At 33.6% G+C, this 18441-nt stretch carries 15 protein-coding genes and 1 other RNA gene; 10 read left to right on the forward strand and 6 right to left on the reverse strand.

What is annotated here, in order from left to right; translation table 11 throughout:
* Nucleotides 1-82 precede the first annotated feature (82 nt).
* From pheT to GQ46_RS04005, 4 genes are all read left to right on the forward strand, one after another.
* Nucleotides 83-2506: a phenylalanine--tRNA ligase subunit beta gene (pheT, locus tag GQ46_RS03990; RefSeq protein ID WP_044398567.1), complete on the forward strand. Its 2424-nt coding sequence runs from the start codon at nucleotides 83-85 to the stop codon at nucleotides 2504-2506.
* A 3-nt stretch (nucleotides 2507-2509) separates the two neighbouring features.
* On the forward strand, nucleotides 2510-2719 hold the full coding sequence (locus tag GQ46_RS03995) for a hypothetical protein (protein WP_044398569.1): 210 nt from the start codon (nucleotides 2510-2512) through the stop codon (nucleotides 2717-2719).
* Between the two features lie 224 nt (nucleotides 2720-2943).
* On the forward strand, nucleotides 2944-3660 hold the full coding sequence (locus GQ46_RS04000; RefSeq protein WP_044398571.1) for a hypothetical protein: 717 nt from the start codon (nucleotides 2944-2946) through the stop codon (nucleotides 3658-3660).
* A gap of 343 nt (nucleotides 3661-4003) precedes the next feature.
* Nucleotides 4004-4243 (forward strand): putative signal transducing protein, encoded by a 240-nt coding sequence (locus GQ46_RS04005; protein WP_044398573.1) that lies wholly within the window; start codon nucleotides 4004-4006, stop codon nucleotides 4241-4243.
* Nucleotides 4244-4365: 122 nt separating this feature from the next.
* Here the strand turns inward: GQ46_RS04005 and GQ46_RS04010 are convergent, their stop codons facing one another.
* Nucleotides 4366-5991 carry an ABC-F family ATP-binding cassette domain-containing protein gene (locus tag GQ46_RS04010; protein ID WP_044398575.1) on the reverse strand — a complete coding sequence of 542 codons (1626 nt, stop codon included), beginning with the start codon at nucleotides 5989-5991 and terminating at the stop codon, nucleotides 4366-4368.
* Nucleotides 5992-6135: 144 nt separating this feature from the next.
* Here GQ46_RS04010 and GQ46_RS04015 point away from each other — a divergent pair, with 144 nt between their 5' ends.
* Nucleotides 6136-7620: a hypothetical protein gene (locus tag GQ46_RS04015; protein ID WP_156133097.1), complete on the forward strand. Its 1485-nt coding sequence runs from the start codon at nucleotides 6136-6138 to the stop codon at nucleotides 7618-7620.
* Nucleotides 7621-7678: 58 nt separating this feature from the next.
* Here the strand turns inward: GQ46_RS04015 and fsa are convergent, their stop codons facing one another.
* From fsa to ffs, 3 genes are all read right to left on the reverse strand, one after another.
* A complete protein-coding gene (fsa, locus tag GQ46_RS04020) occupies nucleotides 7679-8332 on the reverse strand; it encodes a fructose-6-phosphate aldolase (RefSeq protein WP_044404516.1) in 654 nt (217 codons plus the stop codon).
* Nucleotides 8333-8560: 228 nt separating this feature from the next.
* Entirely contained in the window at nucleotides 8561-9361 is an 801-nt protein-coding gene (locus tag GQ46_RS04025; RefSeq protein WP_044398579.1) for an SDR family oxidoreductase, read from the reverse strand.
* Nucleotides 9362-9508: 147 nt separating this feature from the next.
* Nucleotides 9509-9607, reverse strand: an RNA gene (gene ffs, locus GQ46_RS17365) — signal recognition particle sRNA small type.
* An 88-nt stretch (nucleotides 9608-9695) separates the two neighbouring features.
* Between ffs and GQ46_RS04030 the strand changes: the two genes are divergently transcribed.
* The 4 genes from GQ46_RS04030 to GQ46_RS04045 all read left to right on the forward strand — a co-directional run bounded on the left by GQ46_RS04030 (nucleotide 9696) and on the right by GQ46_RS04045 (nucleotide 13813).
* The gene (locus tag GQ46_RS04030; protein ID WP_044398581.1) at nucleotides 9696-10724 is read left to right on the forward strand and encodes a glutaminyl-peptide cyclotransferase; all 1029 of its coding nucleotides are present in this window, start codon (nucleotides 9696-9698) and stop codon (nucleotides 10722-10724) included.
* An 89-nt stretch (nucleotides 10725-10813) separates the two neighbouring features.
* On the forward strand, nucleotides 10814-11632 hold the full coding sequence (locus tag GQ46_RS04035) for a carboxypeptidase-like regulatory domain-containing protein (RefSeq protein ID WP_044398583.1): 819 nt from the start codon (nucleotides 10814-10816) through the stop codon (nucleotides 11630-11632).
* A gap of 28 nt (nucleotides 11633-11660) precedes the next feature.
* A complete protein-coding gene (locus GQ46_RS04040) occupies nucleotides 11661-12050 on the forward strand; it encodes a thioesterase family protein (RefSeq protein ID WP_044398585.1) in 390 nt (129 codons plus the stop codon).
* A gap of 206 nt (nucleotides 12051-12256) precedes the next feature.
* Complete coding sequence (locus GQ46_RS04045; protein ID WP_044398587.1) at nucleotides 12257-13813, forward strand: hypothetical protein; 1557 nt, start codon at nucleotides 12257-12259, stop codon at nucleotides 13811-13813.
* Between the two features lie 70 nt (nucleotides 13814-13883).
* On the opposite strand, the gene GQ46_RS04050 is transcribed toward GQ46_RS04045, so the two are convergent.
* Nucleotides 13884-15596, reverse strand: coding sequence for an FG-GAP-like repeat-containing protein (locus tag GQ46_RS04050; protein WP_044398589.1), 1713 nt, complete (start codon nucleotides 15594-15596; stop codon nucleotides 13884-13886).
* A gap of 53 nt (nucleotides 15597-15649) precedes the next feature.
* Nucleotides 15650-16924, reverse strand: coding sequence for a serine hydroxymethyltransferase (gene glyA / locus GQ46_RS04055; protein ID WP_044404520.1), 1275 nt, complete (start codon nucleotides 16922-16924; stop codon nucleotides 15650-15652).
* 211 nt (nucleotides 16925-17135) lie between these two features.
* Between glyA and fahA the strand changes: the two genes are divergently transcribed.
* On the forward strand, nucleotides 17136-18428 hold the full coding sequence (gene fahA / locus GQ46_RS04060; RefSeq protein ID WP_044398590.1) for a fumarylacetoacetase: 1293 nt from the start codon (nucleotides 17136-17138) through the stop codon (nucleotides 18426-18428).
* Nucleotides 18429-18441 lie beyond the last annotated feature (13 nt).

Below are 18441 nucleotides of genomic sequence, written 5' to 3' on the forward strand. Positions count from 1 at the left end.
ACTAATTTTAAAATAAAAGCTAATTTTAAAATTTCATGAACCCTTAACTATTATTATCTTTGCGCTCTTAATTATGCTATAAATGAAGATTTCATATAACTGGATCAAGCAGTTTTTAAAGATAGATTGGACACCAGAACAAACCAGCGAATTATTAACCGATTTAGGTTTAGAAGTCGAAGGTTTAGAGACCTACCAAAGTGTTAAAGGTGGATTAGAAGGTGTTGTTGTTGGTGAAGTTTTAACTTGCACGCCACATGAAAATGCAGACAGGCTAAAAGTAACAACGGTTAATATTGGAACAGAAACAGTACAAATTGTTTGTGGTGCACCAAATGTGGCTGCGGGACAAAAAGTACCTGTTGCAACTATAGGAACCACGCTGTATACTGAAGAAGGTGAAGCCTGGACCATAAAGAAAGGTAAAATTCGTGGTGAAGAAAGCCATGGTATGATTTGCGCTGAAGATGAGTTAGGTCTAGGAAAATCTCACGAGGGTATTATGGTATTACCAAAAGACACTATTGTTGGAACCCCTGCTGCCCAATTGTTTAAAATAGAAAATGACCAGGTATTTGAAATTGGCTTAACCCCAAACAGAGCGGATGCCATGAGTCATTTTGGTGTAGCACGCGATTTAAAAGCAGGTTTCCTTCACAAAGACATTAATTTAGAATTAATAACACCATCTGTAAGTTCCTTTAATGTGAATAACAGAACATTAAAAATAGACGTGAACGTTGAAAACAAAGCGTTAGCGCCTCGCTATTGTGGTGTCACTATTTCAGGTGTTAAAGTTGGTGAATCCCCAGCATGGATTCAACACCGTTTAAAAGCCATTGGCTTATCGCCAAAAAATAATATTGTGGATATTACTAATTATGTTTTACATGAATTAGGGCAGCCGTTACATGCTTTTGACGCACATAAAATTTCAGGTAATAAAATAGAAGTTAAGACCCTTAAAAGCGGTACAAAATTTACCACTTTGGATGGGATTGAACGTGAATTGCACGAAGATGATTTAATGATTTGTGATGCCGAAAAACCACTTTGTATTGCTGGTGTTTTTGGTGGAATGCATTCGGGAGTTTCAGAAAACACCATAAATATATTCTTAGAAAGTGCTTATTTCAATCCAGTAAGTGTTCGTAAAACAGCGAAACGTCATGCCTTAAACACAGATGCTTCTTTTAGATTTGAACGTGGTATTGACCCGAACATAACAGAATATGCTTTAAAAAGAGCAGTACTATTGATACAGGAGGTTGCTGGAGGAGAAATTACCAGTGAAATCTCTGATGCGTATCCTACAAAAATTGAAGACTTTCAAGTACATATTTCATTTGATAAAGTGGCTAAACTTATAGGTCAGGAAATACCAAAAGAAACCATTAAAAGTATTTTATGGTCTTTAGAAATTAAAGTTAATAACGTCACAGAAACTGGTTTAGGTTTAACCATACCTGCCTATAGAAATGACGTACAGCGTGAAGCAGATGTTATTGAAGAAATTCTTCGTGTATATGGTTACAATAATATTGAAACCAATACTAAATTAAATGCCTCTATATCTAACGCTTCAAAGTTTGAAGACTACAAATTACAAAACATTGTTGGTAATCAATTAGTGGCTCAAGGGTTCTATGAAATTATGGCGAACTCATTAACGACTCCAAATTACATTGCTTTAAGTGAGCAATTAAAGGAAGCGCACAATGTGACCATGTTAAACCCATTGAGTAATGATTTATCAGTGATGCGTCAATCGTTATTGTTCTCAGGTTTAGAAGCCATTTCTTACAATATTAACCGAAGAAAAAGTGATTTAAAGTTTTTTGAATTTGGCAAAACCTATCATGATTATAACGGTAGCCGTGAAGAGCATAAGCACCTAACGGTATTTATTACAGGTAATAAAGCAGAAGAGCGCTGGACGACTCAAAGTGAAAACACTTCTTTTTTCCATTTAAAAGGGACTGTTGAAAGTGCTTTGGCACGCTTAGGTATTAATCGTTTTAGAGAAGCGGCCGTAAAGAATGATCTATTTTCTGAAGGTATTCAGTTATCACAAGGAAAAATGGTTTTAGTCGATTTTGGCATTGTAAAACCAAAAGTTTTGAAACATTTTGGTATTTCTCAAGAGGTCTTTTTTGCAGATTTTAATTGGGATACTATCATTGAAGTTGCGAAACGAAATAAAATTAAATTTACTGCAATTCCTAAATACCCTGAAGTACGCCGAGATTTTGCACTTTTAATAGACGAAAAGATAACCTTTGATGACATTAATAAAATTGCGGAGCAAACTGAAAAACAACTGCTTAAAAACGTTAACCTCTTTGATGTCTACCAAGGCAAAAACTTACCAGCTGGCAAAAAGAGTTATGCCGTAAGTTTTACATTTCAGGATAAAAATAAAACACTAACGGATAAAGTTGTAGATAAAGTGATGCATCAATTACAAAGCAATTTTGAGAGTAAATTAGGTGCAGAATTGAGATAACTTATGGAAAACAAAAACATAGAAAACCAACCAAAAAGTAGAAATACGTGGAGTTTAATCGCTGGAATAGCATTTGTAGGTCTTGGCTCCTATCGCGTTTACAATCATTTTTTTATACCAGATACGTCATCTAATAATTTCAGACTATTATTAGCAATAGTCTTTATCGGTTATGGCTTATATAGATTATACACTTATTTTAATAACAACTAAAGGGTTCTTATTGAAATAAACGCATGGAAAAGCCAACTGCAACGTTGGTTTTTTTTGTTTAAGATTGTAAAATTAGAAATTCGCTAGAAACTATTGATCTCTAATAAAACCTGGAGATTCGGTCGGAAATCAACTTTAAACAAAATAAAAAAAGAACACACTAGAAGCACGTAAGCACTTGTTTTTAAAACCATTATGTCTTATTTTTATAAAAAAGAACGGCTATGATTTTAAAGGCTACCAACATTGAAGAAAAATTAAAGCGTCGAAAGTCACTTGATTTTAAAGAAGATTCCATTTTAAAACAGGTTGAAGCCGTTTTTGCTTTAGAAAACGAAAAAAATTCTAAAATAGAATCCGAATTACTTTTTGGAAACACAACTAAGGCCAACACGTTCACTTTCGACTTATTAGCTTCAGGTAACATCTACCATATCGATACCATAAAAACGATATGTATTGATTACCGTCTTCGTTTTTTAGACACGAAATATTTTAAGAATGATTTTCCGCAGGAAGCCATTTCAAAAATTAAAACTTTAGAAAAAACACATGAAACGACGCTACAAGGCTTCAAAATTATGGCGCCTTCCAAGTTATTTAAATTAAAAAATCCCGATGACCCCTTATTGTTTGCTCCTATAGGAAATGGTTATTATTACCTCATTCATAAATGGGGTCATGATTTACATCCTTTAAGAAAATGGCTCATTTGGCCGTTTAAAAATTTTGAAACACTAATATTAACTGCAGTAATAGTCAGTTTTGTTATCACTTATATTTTTAATGCCTCTATGCTTATAGATAGTATGGACGGTTCTAAATTTTTAATACTGTTCTTATTTATGTTTAAATCGGTGATTGGAGTCATTATTTTTTATGCCTTCTCACAAGGTAAGAATTTCAATTCTGCCATTTGGAATAGTAAATACAACAAATAATATTAGCCGTATTCATTTAATAGAAAAGCGACCGTTACGGTCGCTTTTCATTACCATATTTATGGCGTAGGCTTAGTTTGGGAGAATTAATGTATCAACAATTTGTACTTAATCTTTATTCTGCTTTTTATCTACATTTCTATTAACGAATCATTTCCACGGACCTGTTCAATGCTCAAAAGTGTTTTGTACTTACAATAATACCTATATAAAAATAAAGTACTTAACAGATATACGTAAAACCAATCTCTATGGTTTTAAAAATAAAATTTAACAGGATAATGGGAATACTTTTATTAACATTATGCGTATCTTAATACTTATAAATTAAAACTATAAAATTATGCCACATTCAGAATATATAAAAATTTACACAGGAAACACGATTCTAGTGCAGCTAATAGATCAACGATTACAAGACATTGGTATTAACCCTATAATTAAGGACGAAACAGAATCAGGCCGTTTAGCAGGTTTTGGCGGTAGCTTAGCGGGGATGCCTGAAATTTATGTGCATAAAAACGAGCTCGACAAAGCTGTTAAGATAGTAGAGACGGTTCGTGCTGAAATGGAAGCCAGTTAGCACTTAGTCTTTAAATTAAGTAAACAATTCTCTTACTTAAGTAAAAAAATAAAACCTCAAAAATCTTAGATTTTTGAGGTTTTATTTTTCTGTAAACGGTGACTGAAAACTAATTACTTATTTTACGCAGTAACCGCATACATTTTATCTCTTAGTTCTTTTAGTTTTGAGTCTTGCATATACTCGTCAAATGTCGTGTGGCGGTCTACTACACCATTTGGCGTTAGCTCCACGACTCTGTCACCTACCGTTTGGGCAAATTCATGATCATGTGTAGTAAACAAAACGGTTCCTTTAAAATTCTTTAAAGAGTTATTAAATGCCGTAATACTTTCCAAATCTAAATGGTTTGTTGGCTCATCTAACTGCAGGACATTTGCTCTGGTCATCATCATTCTTGATAACATACAACGCACTTTTTCTCCTCCAGAGAGTACAGATGATTTTTTAAAAGCTTCTTCTCCACTAAAAATCATTTTTCCAAGAAACCCACGAATATTAACTTCTTCTCTTTCTTCCTCTGTTTGTGCCCATTGACGTAACCAATCGATTAAGGTTAAATCATTCTCAAAGAATTTACTATTATCTAATGGCAAGTAGGATTGTGTTGTTGTTACTCCCCAAGCAAACTTACCAGCATCTGGTTTCATATTACCATTTAAAATTTCGTAGAAGGCTGTAGTTGCTCTAGAATCTCTAGAAAACAACACTACTTTTTCTCCTTTATTTAGGTTCAAATCGATATCTTTAAAAAGCACCTCACCGTCTAATGACGCAGACAAACCCTCTACATTTAAAATTTGATCACCAGCTTCTCTGTCACGCTCAAAAATAATAGCTGGATAACGACGGCTTGTTCTTCTAATACCTTCAATATTAAGTTTATCAATCATCTTTTTTCTACTGGTAGCCTGTTTACTTTTTGCTACGTTAGCAGAGAAACGACGAATAAACTCTTCCAATTCTTTCTTCTTGTCTTCAGCTTTCTTATTTTGTTGCGCATGTTGTCTTGCTGCTAATTGTGAAGACTCATACCAAAACGTATAGTTACCCGAAAAATGAGTAATCTTACTAAAATCGATATCACTAATATGAGTACAAACCGCATCTAAAAAGTGTCTGTCGTGAGAGACCACAATCACACAATTGTCATAATTAGCTAAAAAGTTTTCTAACCAACCAATCGTTTCATAATCTAAATCGTTGGTAGGCTCATCCATAATTAACACGTCTGGGTTACCAAACAACGCTTGCGCTAAAAGCACACGTACTTTTTGTTTACCATCTAAATCTTTCATTAACGTGTAATGAAAATCAGCATTAATACCTAAGTTAGACAACATTGCTGCTGCATCACTATCGGCATTCCAACCATTCATTTCTTCAAATTGCACTTGTAACTCTCCAATTTTTTCTGCATTTTCATCGGTATAATCCGCATAGAGAGCATCAATTTGGGTCTTTAATTTGTGTAAAGGCTGGTTACCTTTTAAAACTGTTTCTAAAACAGTGTCTTCATCATGCTTGTTGTGATTTTGTTCTAAAACCGACATACGTTTACCTGGCTCTAAATGAACGTGACCAGAATTTGCTTCCTGCTTTCCTGAAATAATGTTTAAAAACGTAGACTTCCCTGCACCATTGGCACCAATGATTCCGTAACAATTACCATTATTAAAGGTTGTGTTTACTTCATCAAAAAGAATACGTTTACCGAACTGTACGGATAAGTTTGAAACTGATAACATGAATCGTAATTTTAATTTTTTGCAAAAGTAAAAAATAATGTTGATAACCAAAAGCAAAAGCAGTTATATAACTCTGTATAGCGCTTGCTAAATAAAAGTTTAACGCATGTTATGAGCAATTTAACAACGCATTAACAGGCACAGATGATTTCAAAACATACATTTGTTAAGATTAATTATGTGCTTTTGTTCCTTATGAAATTAAAACCTATTTATCTCATTCTTTCTATAGTCCTATTTACGGTGTCCTGCAAACGTGAAAGTGAAGCTAATATTCAAGATCATCAGGCCTATTTTGGTGGAGTAGTGATAAATCCTAATTCAGATTATATTGTCCTTAGAAAATCTAGAAAGCTTATTGACACGCTTTTTTTAGATAAAAAAAACAAATTTTCATATAAGCTAGAAGATTTTGAACCAGGTCTTTATAATTTTTTTGACGGAAAAGAAGCGCAATCTGTTTTAATACATGATAAAGATAGTTTGATGCTGCGCTTAAACACACTAGAGTTTGATGAATCTTTGGTTTATACTGGCACAGGCGCTAAGGAAAATAATTATTTAATGAATCTGTTTCTTATTAATGAAATTGAAGAAAAAACGACTATAGGCTCATGTAAAAACTTAGACCCAATTGCCTTTGATAAAAAATATGGAACCATCAGAGATTCTAAATTGAGGGACTTAAAAGCTTTTGAAATCAAAAATAAGACTTCAAAATTGTTTCATAAAATAGCCACTGCAAATATTAATTATCTTTACTATTCTCATAAAGAATTATATCCATTAGTAAATTACAGACATTCTGATAAAGATATCTTTAATCTTTTACCAGATAATTTTTATGATTATCGCAAAGACATTGACTATAATAGCGACGTTTTAAAAGGCTACGGCATCTATTATAACTTTCTACTATTTCATTTTAACAACATTGCATTACAAAAACATTTTGAACATTCTGATGATAAAATTTACGATGAGTTACTGGTAGATTATAATTTGGATAAAATGATTTTGATTGATGAGAAAATTAATAATGAAAGTATAAAAAACATTCTCTTAAATAATACCATGATGCACTTTATTAGTGTTTCTAATAAAACAGAGGATTATGACGAGATGCTGCAATCTTTCAAAGCAAAAAGCACTAATAATAACGATATTAGTAAGGCTACACGAATTGTTGAGTCTTATAAAAGATTAAAGCCCGGGCAAGCCATGCCGGAAATTAAGTTACTTGACAAAGAGGATAACCACATTTATTTAAATGATCTTATTAGCAAGCCAACCGTGTTGTATTTCTGGTCTAAGGATAATAAATACAGCATAATAAATTCTCATAAACGCATTAAAGAGTTAAATATTAAATATCCGGAAGTTGATTTTATTTCCATTAACTTGGATAACATCACTTATGAAGAACAAGTTTCAATATTAAACCGTTATGAGGTTAGAAATCATAATGAATACCGTTTTGTAGCCCCAGAGCAGTCAAAAGAAACACTATCTATTAAACCCATAATAAAAGTGTTTTTGTTGGATAAAAAAGGAAATATTATTAATGCAAAAGCAGAGATGTCTAATATTCGTTTTGAGCAAGAATTACTAGGCGCAATTAATAACTAAACACAAAAAAGCCTCAGTAACTAAAATTACTGAGGCTTTTTTTATACTATTTATTTACCTAATTACCTTTCTTGTAATCTTCTAAAAATTTAGCTAAGCCACTATCTGTTAAAGGATGCTTTAACAGCCCTTCAATTGAGCTTAAAGGTCCCGTCATTACATCTGCTCCTAACTTAGCGCAATCGATAATGTGCATGGTATGACGTACTGAAGCCGCCAAAATTTGAGTTTCAAATGCGTAATTATCATAGATGTGTCTAATTTCTGCAATAAGGTTTAAACCATCGGTAGAAATATCATCAAGACGACCAATAAAAGGAGAAACGTAAGTCGCCCCAGCTTTCGCTGCCAGTAAAGCTTGACCTGGAGAAAACACCAAAGTCACATTTGTTTTAATTCCTTTATCACTAAAGTACTTACACGCTTTTATACCATCTTTAATCATTGGTAATTTAACAACAATCTGTTCGTGCAAATCTGCTAAAGCTTCACCTTCTTTAACCATACCTTCAAAATCGGTAGCAATAACTTCGGCACTTACATCACCAGCTACCAGGTTGCAAATAGCAACATAATGTTTTAAAATATTATCAGTACCAGTAATACCTTCTTTCGCCATTAGCGATGGGTTTGTAGTTACACCGTCTAAGATGCCCATATCTTCGGCTTCCTTAATTTGTGCAAGATTGGCTGTGTCAATAAAAAATTTCATAAGAATGTGTTTTTTAATTTCCGCAAAGACGGAAATCTTAATTATATTTAGTTGTGTTTTATTTTTTTTACGCCTGCCTAATGGCAAAAAGACAAGGCATTAAAACAAACAACACCTTACTTCACGCCGCACAAAGTTACGATTAAACTTGAGCTACCTGAAAAAATGATATGAAATAATATTAACATTTATAAAACACATGATGTCTCTTCGCAATAAAGTGAACACTTACAGTTTATAATGGTTAATCAACATTTTTTCATACACTCTATCTGGTAATATAAATTTTAATACAATCGAGAATTTCTGCATAAAAGCACCTACTTTATAATGTGTTCGTGGTCTTTTAGTATTAATGACTTTAAGTACCATTTTAGAAACGTGCACAGGATCGCTACTTTTATTCACATGATCATCTATATCCTGCAACACACTTCCATATTTTTTATAGGGCGAGTCTTCTTTTAAAGGTGCATGAAAACGGCCAGCAGCAATATTTGTAGCAAAATCACCAGGCGCAATATTAGTCATATTAATATTGAAATCTTTTAATTCTATTCTGAAGGCTTCTGTGAGCAATTCCAAAGCACCTTTACTAGCACTATAAATACCACGATAAGGTAAGCCCATATAGCCTGCAATTGAGGTGATATTAATAATCAAACCAGAATTTTGTTTTCTCATTTGAGGTAAAACAGCTTTTATAACCTTTATAGGTCCGAAAAGATTGGTATCAAAGTTATGTTGAATTTCTGCTTCAGGAATTTCTTCAATTGGTCCGGTAATGCCTACTCCGGCGTTATTAATAACAACATCAAGCTGACCTTCTTTCGCAATAACTTCCGCGACAGCGCTATTAATGGATTTCATATCTTTTACATCTAAGCCAACAATTTTAAATGGATGATTCGTGTACTTTTCCGGACTTCGGCTCGTACCATACACCTTAAAACCATACTTGGTTAAATACTCGCCAATAGATTTCCCAATTCCTGAAGAACCTCCTGTAATTAAAATAACTTTAGACATAAATAAAAATGAATAATTAAAAATGTAAAATTAAAAATGAAATCCATTAAAAGGTATTAAAACAAAAAAGATTTGCCAGTTTCCACTAACAAATCCTTAATATATAGTAATAGATTTCGAATTTAAAATCTAACTTTTAGGCACAAAAAATGGCAAGCTACCTACATCACACCGCTACGACCATTTACCTTTGCTTCGTTCCCGACCTGGAGGATTCAACAGGAGCTGGTTGTGTAGGACTTGCCGGTGCAAATATACAAAGTTTTAAATTTATCACAATGATTTTTTAAACTGAATTTTAATAAATATCTTGCCTTAAATTACAGTAAATACCATGAACATGTTTAAATACCTTACACTCATATTTTTAGCCAGTTTTTTATCAAACTGCGGTAGTGGAGCGAAGCAAAAAAATTTCAATATAAGAACAAATACGACCAATAATACCATTGCTTTAAATGAACAATTAGTACTTTCTATTTCAAATCCGAAGGATTTAGAGATTGAATCTGTTACCTATACTTTAAATGGGGAGACCATTACCGAAACAACAACATTAGACCATGTGAAATTAGGACAGCAAGAAATAAAAGCCCTTGTAAACTATGATGGTGAAACCGAAACGGTAACTCAAAATATTTCTATTGTAAATAATGAGGCTCCTAAAGTATTCGCTTACGAAATTATAAATACCTATCCTCATGATATTACTTCTTATACCCAAGGTTTGGAGTTTTACAATGGTGAACTCTATGAAAGCACTGGACAAAAAGGAGAATCAAAACTCCGAAAAGTAAATTATAAAACAGGTGAAGTACTAGAAAATGTTGCTTTAGCCAGTCAGTATTTTGGTGAAGGTTTAACGGTTTTAAATAATAAAATATATCAACTAACCTGGCAAAGTGGCAAAGGCTTTGTTTATAATGCTAATACTTTTGAGCGTACCAGCACCTTCAAATATGGAGAAAGCAAAGAAGGCTGGGGTATTTGTAATGATGGGAGGCTGCTATATAAAAGTGATGGAACAGAAAAGATCTGGACGTTAAACCCTGAAAGTTTGGTTGAAACAGGACATATTCAAGTCTATACTAACAAAGGGAAAATAGGCCAGCTTAATGAGCTAGAATGGATTAATGGTAAAATTTACGCCAATATCTACCAAAAAAATGGTGTGGTTATTATTAATCCTGAAAATGGTGCAACCGAAGCAGTAATTGACTTCTCGCCACTTAAAAAAGAAGTGACACAACATAAAGGCTTAGATGTTTTAAATGGCATAGCCTATAATCCAGAGACTCAAACCATTTTTGTAACTGGAAAACGTTGGGATAAACTTTTTGAGGTCAAAATCATAGAAAAATAGTATTCACTCACCCAAAAGCTATGTTCACTCAGCCTTAATTTTTTTTCACCGTTATTTTCAAGTGCTTTGACATTTTAAATCGAAACACTATGAGAACATCCATACACTTATCTATACCAAAGCCTTGCTATGAGGATTGGAATAACATGTCTCCAAATGAAAAAGGAAGATATTGTTGTGCTTGTGAAAAAACTGTTTATGATTTTACCAATAAAACAGACGAGTATATTGTAAAAAGCTTTAAGAAAAACGGACAGGTTTGTGGTCGTTTTAAAAGCACGCAACTCGACAGAGAATTAGCTTACAGTGCCAAAGAAAGTAGGCACTATTTCTCATATGCTGCTTCTGCCCTCTTTGCTTTTGTCGCTTTAGGAACAAATAATGCTGCTGCTCAAGGACAAAATAATCTTATTAAAGAAACTTCTATTAGCCCTAATCCGGCAAAAGGAAAAATGGCACAATCTATTTTAAAAGAAAAAGTGATTTCTGGAACTATTTTAGATGAAGCAGGTCTACCATTACCCGGTGTGACCATTTGTATTATTGGAACTGATAAAAAAACGCAAAGTGATTTTGATGGTTTTTTTAAATTAAAAGTAAGTAAAAACACCTTTTTAAAGGCCTCTTATATTGGGTATCATTCAGAAAAAACTACAGTAACAGAAAAAAGAGAATATAATTTTAAAATGAATATTAATGAGCATGATTGTAATAGCGTAGTAATAGTTGCTGGTTATCCCGAAAGACATAATAATTGGAAGAAAAAAGACGAAAGAAAAGAACAAAAAATCTTAAAAACACAAAAACGAAATGATAAAAGAGAAAAAATTAGAAATAAAAACCTTAAAAGAACAAGGCTTGGCCAACTTCTTTTTAAGATGACTTCAATTTTTAGAAATAGGGAATAAACTGTATCTTAGTATTTAAAACCACAAGTTGCATACATTCACTAAAACAATAACCGTTACTAAAGATGATCTTGACGAACTCAATCATGTCAATAACGTACGTTATGTACAATGGGTTAACGACATTGCTAAAGCACACTGGTTACAAAGTGCTTCAACAACCATAGTAGCAAATTATTTCTGGGTATTGGTTTCGCATACCATTCAGTATAAAAGAGCCGCTGTTTTAAACGACAAGATTCTCATAAAAACATATGTTGTCTCATCTAATGGTGCAACTTCAACACGACTAGTAGAGATGTATAACAAAACATCAAACAGGCTTCTGGCGACTTCAGAAACGAACTGGTGTTTTATGAGTAGTCAAACTCAAAAACCAACCCGCATTACAGAAGAAGTTAAAGCTCTCTTTTCATAATGTTAAAGCAACTATAATACCCTGGTAAAATTGATTTAAATCGGTTACTTTTTAAAGCCTAACACAGCTTCCTTCTTTCTTAAAAATGGTTTCAAATTTTAAAGTTCCGAAAAAAGAGTCTCAAACGAATTAATTCGAATTCATACTAAAATAGTTTTTCAAAAGTTATATTTTAGTCGCTTAAAGCGATTTTACTAATAACCTATATGAAACGTACTCTCTATTTTATCTCTTGTTTTGCCTTACTTTTATTATGGAGTTCTTGTCGTAAAGATTTCGATTTTGCCCCAAGCACAGGTAGTCTTGAGTTTTCTAAAGACACCATTTATTTAGATACGTTGTTCACCAATATTGGCTCAAGCACTTATAACTTAAAAGTATACAATCGCAGTGATAATGACATCTCGATCCCTAATATTAGTCTCAATCGAGGGGAAACTTCGCGTTATAGACTAAATGTAGATGGAAATGCAGGCCAATCGTTTACTAACGTAGAAATTCAAGCCAAAGACAGTCTGTTCATTTTTGTAGAGACCACCGTAGATATTGAAGATGAAGTGGCAATTAATAATGAATTTTTATATACCGATACCATTAACTTTGATGTTGGTAGCAACCTTCAAACTGTAGCATTGGTGACATTAATTAAAGATGCTATATTTATATATCCAGATCGTGATAATACCACAGGTGTTATTGAAACACTCGTGCTTAATATTAATGGAGAAGTCGTAGAAACTGAAATTCAAGGGCGCGAATTGTTGCCTTCAGAATTAAATTTTACAAATGAAAAACCCTACGTAATATATGGTTATGCCGCAGTACCTAATGGAGAAACATTAACAGTAGAGGCTGGTGCTCGGGTGCATTTTCATGCGAATTCAGGATTACTAGTATCAGAAAACGCTTCATTACAAGTTAATGGGGCTTTAAGTACAAATCAAGAATTATTAGAAAACGAAGTGATTTTTGAAGGAGACAGACTAGAACCTGCCTTTGCCAATGTGCCTGGACAATGGGGAACCATTTGGCTTTTTGAAAATAGTATCAATAACAGTATTAATTATACCACGATTAAAAATGGAACTATCGGTCTTTTAAGTGATGGTAATGCTGATGCTCCTGTAGATAAATTGACCGTTAGAAATTCACAAGTCTACAATTTTTCAAACTATGGCATATTAGGTAGAAACACCTCTATTCTTGCAGAAAATGTAGTCATTAATAATACCGGCCAAGTATCCTTTGCCGCCACATTGGGAGGTAAATATAATGTGACGCATTCAACGATTGCAAATTATTGGAACAGTAGCTTTAGGCAATTCCCAGCACTGTTAGTTAATAACTTTGTTTTGGATGCAGAAGGCACTGCCTTTTTAGCCAATTTAACCGAAGCCAATTTTAATAATTGCATTATTTACGGCAATGATAATCCTGAGTTTTTAATCGATGAGATTCAAGATGATGCCGTTGTTTTCAATTTCAAATTCACCAATTGTTTACTGCGTTTTGAAGATCCTAACAATAATTTTACTGGTGCTAATTATGATTTCACAAATATATCGCGTTACGAAAATAATGTATTCAATCAAGGGCCTGATTTTAGATTACCCTTTGAAAACGAGTTAATTATTGGAGCTAATTCTAATGCCAATGGCATTGGAAATTCAACTTTCGCAACTCAAGTACCACAAGACCTCTTAGGAGTTAATAGAACGACTTCTTCTGATGCTGGCGCTTATCAGCACATTACTTTTGAATAGTTTTAAAGTTTCTATATAAACAAAGCCCATTCAAATGAATGGGCTTTTTTATTCTATTTTAAATTAGGCATTACTTCAACACTACTTTCTTAGTCGTCGTATTGCCTTTTGCATCTTCCAATTGAAACAAATAAATACCTTTTGGATAACTACTGAGATCAACTGTAGTTCTTGAAGCAGATAAATTTTTAACAGCTAATTGCTTACCTAAAACAGTGTAGATTTTTAATTTTAAATCATCAGATAAGTTATTTATTGATACTACTCCATTGGTTGGGTTAGGAGATAGACTTAGTTTTCCTTTTTCAAAGGAGTCTACAGACAAAGTACTCCCTTCGACAATAGTTAATGTTTGGTTAGCAGTGACATTACTAAGGATATCCTCAGTGCCGCTTGGCCACGTTACTTTAACATAATCTAAAGTCGTTGCGCTTCCCAATCCAATCATTTCTGTTCCTGAATTTTGAGCAATATAACCTTCGCCAGCAAGCGTATATCTGTATTGTTTATTACCACTAATAGAAACTTCAATTTTAGAACCAATACCATCTTTATTACTAGCAACTCCTACTAATTTCACCTTTACGTAATTATTAGTATTTATAGTCTTATTTTCCCATAAAAAGTAGTTATCTGTGTCATTCATGACTACAATATCTGGTAATCCATCATTATTGAAATCACCTATGGCATTAGAAAAACTCTTTCTATTATCGTTAGCAAAACCAACACTTGAAGGAATCGCATAATTACCTGTGCCATCATTTTCATAAAATGCAGAAGGTAGTCTGTTGGGAACAGCACCAGTCATAGAGCTACTTACATACAAATCTAAATCGGCATCGTTATCTGCATCTAAAAAAACAGCTCCCCAAGCAATGCTTTCCATAGCGGTTCCAATGGTTGGCGCTACATTAGTAAAGGTACCATCACCGTTATTAAGAAAATGATAGTTTCCTGCTGTTGTATTCGTCACATAAATATCAAACCAACCGTCATTATTATAATCGCCAATCGTGGTTGACATCGCGTCAATCGCTACCCCTGCCCCACTATCATCTGAAACATCTGTAAAAACACCAGAGCCATTATTTTGATACAATCTGTTTTTATTTGGTGTTTTATCATTTGCAACATATATGTCCTGATCTCCATCATTATCATAGTCAAAAAATGCAGAACAGAATGATAATTGATTCCCTAAGAAAATACCTGCTGTGCTGCTAATATCAGTAAATGTTCCATTACCATTGTTTCGGTATAAATAACTATACTGATTTAAAGTCTGATCATCCCGATTTGAAATGAAAGCATCTAAATCTCCATCATTGTCTATATCACCAAATGAAATACCATAAGTAAATAAATTTTCAGTAAAAAAACCTATAGTTATAGTTACATCAGTAAAAGTCATATCACCATTATTCCTGTAATATTTGTTGACATCTGAAATACTGGTAGCCATAAAATCTTTATCGCCATCATTGTCATAATCTACCCAAAGGACTTGTTTTACCCTATGTGTATTAGGAATCCCCAAATCTACTTCCATAAATGTCCCATTATTATTTTGGAAGAATTTTAAAGTTTCTCCGTCTGTCGTAGAATAGGTCAAATCGTCCCATCCATCACCATTAAAGTCACAGAATGAGACACCTCCGCCGTAAGTGGAATCGCCATAAGCATAACCAACTCCTTTTGCTGTAGCATTATCTTCAAAAGACAATTGAGTATGGCCAAAAGTAAATACGCAAAGCGCTAATAATGTAAATATTCTTAACATTTTAAAACAATTTTTATAACAAAAATATCACAATTTAACTTATAAACTGTTAATTACCCGTTGAATAGAGGTAAATTACTCATCATTGCGTTAACTTTAACAGCAACAGATTCTAACACATCACTATTATCATGGTTAGTAATAACTTCGTCGATGAGATCAACAATTCCTTGCATATCATGCTCTTTTAATCCGCGTGTTGTAATTGCTGCCGTTCCAACTCTTATTCCAGAGGTAACAAATGGTGATTTATCATCAAAAGGGACCATGTTTTTATTAACCGTAATATCTGCTTTTACTAAAGCCTGCTCTGCTTCTTTTCCCGTAATTTTTTTATTTCTTAAATCTATAAGCATCATATGGTTATCTGTACCTCCAGAAATAATTTTATACCCTTTTTCAACAAAAGCATTTGCCATGGCTTCAGCATTTTTCTTTACCTGTAACATGTAATGCATGAACTCATCGGTTAATGCTTCACCAAAAGCAATTGCTTTTGCAGCTATAATATGTTCTAATGGTCCACCTTGATTTCCAGGAAACACGCCAGAATCTAATAAAGAAGACATCATTTTTAGGTTTCCGTTCTTTAATTTTTGCCCGAAAGGGTTTTCAAAATCTTTTCCCATTAAAATCATCCCCCCTCTAGGACCACGAAGTGTTTTATGCGTCGTCGTCGTCACAATATGACAATACGGAATAGGGTCATTTAAAATACCTTTTGCAATTAATCCTGCAGGATGCGAAACATCTCCTAATAAAAGGGCTCCAACACTATCTGCAATTTCACGGAAACGCTTAAAATCGATATCTCTAGAATATGCCGAGGCACCCGCAATAATCATTTGAGGTTTTTCTCGCGTTGCAATTTCTTGAATTTTATCATAATTCAAAACACCAGTTGCCTCTTCTACGCCATAAAATACGGGATTGTATAATTTACCCGAAAAATTAACAGGCGAACCATGAGTTAAATGACCGCCATGCGATAAGTCAAATCCCAAAATTTTATCACCCGGATTTAAACAGGCATGATAAACAGCCGTGTTTGCCTGACTTCCTGAATGTGGTTGTACGTTTGCATAAGCAGCACCAAACAATGTTTTTGCTCGATCTATGGCTATTAGCTCTACTTCATCAACGACTTCACAGCCACCATAATAGCGCTTTCCAGGATAACCTTCAGCATATTTATTAGTTAAAACAGAGCCTGCAGCTTCCATAACCTGTTCACTTACAAAGTTTTCTGAGGCTATGAGCTCTAAACCATTAAGTTGTCGTTCTTTTTCTGCTTGGATAAGTTCAAATATTTGTTCGTCGCGTTGCATAAATAAAGGATTGAAATAATTATCTTCAAAAATAATAAATACGCGCATGAAACTCTTCAAAAAAAAATAAAATTAAACCAATTGTTATTAACTATTATACCTTAGTTTTAAACAAAGCATTTTATCTATAATTTAATTTTAAAATCAATTCATTTAAAAAAAAATTATGTAGGTTTGATAAGTCTTTAAACAATAAATCAAAATAAAAATTATGCCTATAACTGCAAATAATCCAGATAGAAAATCGTGGCTACACGTCGATAAATACTCAGATTTCCCAATTCAAAACATTCCTTTTGGTGTTTTTTTAACACGAGATGACATTATAACTATTGGAACAAGAATTGGGGATACCGCTATAGATCTAGGTGCTTTACACCAGTTAGGCTATTTTGACGGCATCCCATTAACAGATGATATTTTTCTTCAAGACACGCTTAACGATTTCATTGCAGACGGTCGTAAAACTTGGCGCTTAGTGCGTAATCGTATTGCACAAATCTTTGATGAAGACAATAAAACCTTACAAAGTAACAAAAAACATAAAGAAGTCGTTTTATTTCGTTTAGATGAAATAGAAATGCAATTGCCTGTTCAAATTGGTGATTATACAGATTTTTATTCGAGTATAGAGCATGCTACTAATGTAGGAACCATGTTTAGAGATCCTGAAAATGCATTGCTTCCAAATTGGCTGCATATACCTGTGGGGTACCACGGTAGAAGTTCGTCTATTATTCCTTCTGGTATCCCAGTGCATAGACCACAAGGTCAAACGCTTCCAGCTGATGCTACAGAACCCGTTTTTGGCCCAAGTAAATTAGTAGATTTTGAATTAGAAATGGCGTTTATTACCACCGATGCTAACGACATAGGTGAACCAATACCTATTGAGGAAGCTGAAGAATACATCTTTGGATTGGTCTTGTTTAACGACTGGAGTGCTAGAGATATTCAAAAATGGGAATACGTACCTTTAGGTCCTTTTTTAGCTAAGAATTTTGCCTCTTGTATCTCACCATGGATTGTAACCTTAGATGCTTTAGAGCCTTATCGCGTTGCCGGACCTAAGCCTTTAAAAAAGCAATTAGACTATCTGCAACAAAAAGGAAAAAAGAGTTTTGACATAAATTTAGAGGTTGCTATTCAGCCTAAAAAAGCCAAGGAAACAATTGTTAGTCGCTCAAACTTTAAATATATGTATTGGTCTATGGCACAGCAATTAACGCATCACACGGTTAACGGTTGTCCTGTAAATTCTGGAGACATGATGGGTAGTGGTACTATTTCGGGTGCTACACCAGATTCTTATGGATCAATGCTCGAATTAACATGGAGGGGTGAAAAACCACTTAAAATGGCCGATGGCACAGAGCGTAAATTTATTAATGACAATGATACTGTTATTATGAGAGGCTACTGCGAAAAAGACGGGACACGTATAGGTTTTGGAGAAGTTTCAACGAAGTTACTACCTATTTTTAATCCTAAAAAAGTCAAATAAAGACATTTAATAC

The sequence above is a fragment of the Lacinutrix sp. Hel_I_90 genome (assembly GCF_000934685.1).
Taxonomy (GTDB): Bacteria; Bacteroidota; Bacteroidia; order Flavobacteriales; family Flavobacteriaceae; genus Lacinutrix.

Coding starts and splice junctions, on each gene's coding strand:
- pheT (WP_044398567.1), top strand. CDS start 83: ATGAAGATTTCATATAACTGGATCAAGCAGTTTTTAAAGATAGATTGG.
- GQ46_RS03995 (WP_044398569.1), top strand. CDS start 2,510: ATGGAAAACAAAAACATAGAAAACCAACCAAAAAGTAGAAATACGTGG.
- GQ46_RS04000 (WP_044398571.1), top strand. CDS start 2,944: ATGATTTTAAAGGCTACCAACATTGAAGAAAAATTAAAGCGTCGAAAG.
- GQ46_RS04005 (WP_044398573.1), top strand. CDS start 4,004: ATGCCACATTCAGAATATATAAAAATTTACACAGGAAACACGATTCTA.
- GQ46_RS04010 (WP_044398575.1), bottom strand. CDS start 5,991: ATGTTATCAGTTTCAAACTTATCCGTACAGTTCGGTAAACGTATTCTT.
- GQ46_RS04015 (WP_156133097.1), top strand. CDS start 6,136: ATGATTTCAAAACATACATTTGTTAAGATTAATTATGTGCTTTTGTTC.
- fsa (WP_044404516.1), bottom strand. CDS start 8,332: ATGAAATTTTTTATTGACACAGCCAATCTTGCACAAATTAAGGAAGCC.
- GQ46_RS04025 (WP_044398579.1), bottom strand. CDS start 9,361: ATGTCTAAAGTTATTTTAATTACAGGAGGTTCTTCAGGAATTGGGAAA.
- GQ46_RS04030 (WP_044398581.1), top strand. CDS start 9,696: ATGAACATGTTTAAATACCTTACACTCATATTTTTAGCCAGTTTTTTA.
- GQ46_RS04035 (WP_044398583.1), top strand. CDS start 10,814: ATGAGAACATCCATACACTTATCTATACCAAAGCCTTGCTATGAGGAT.
- GQ46_RS04045 (WP_044398587.1), top strand. CDS start 12,257: ATGAAACGTACTCTCTATTTTATCTCTTGTTTTGCCTTACTTTTATTA.
- GQ46_RS04050 (WP_044398589.1), bottom strand. CDS start 15,596: ATGTTAAGAATATTTACATTATTAGCGCTTTGCGTATTTACTTTTGGC.
- glyA (WP_044404520.1), bottom strand. CDS start 16,924: ATGCAACGCGACGAACAAATATTTGAACTTATCCAAGCAGAAAAAGAA.
- fahA (WP_044398590.1), top strand. CDS start 17,136: ATGCCTATAACTGCAAATAATCCAGATAGAAAATCGTGGCTACACGTC.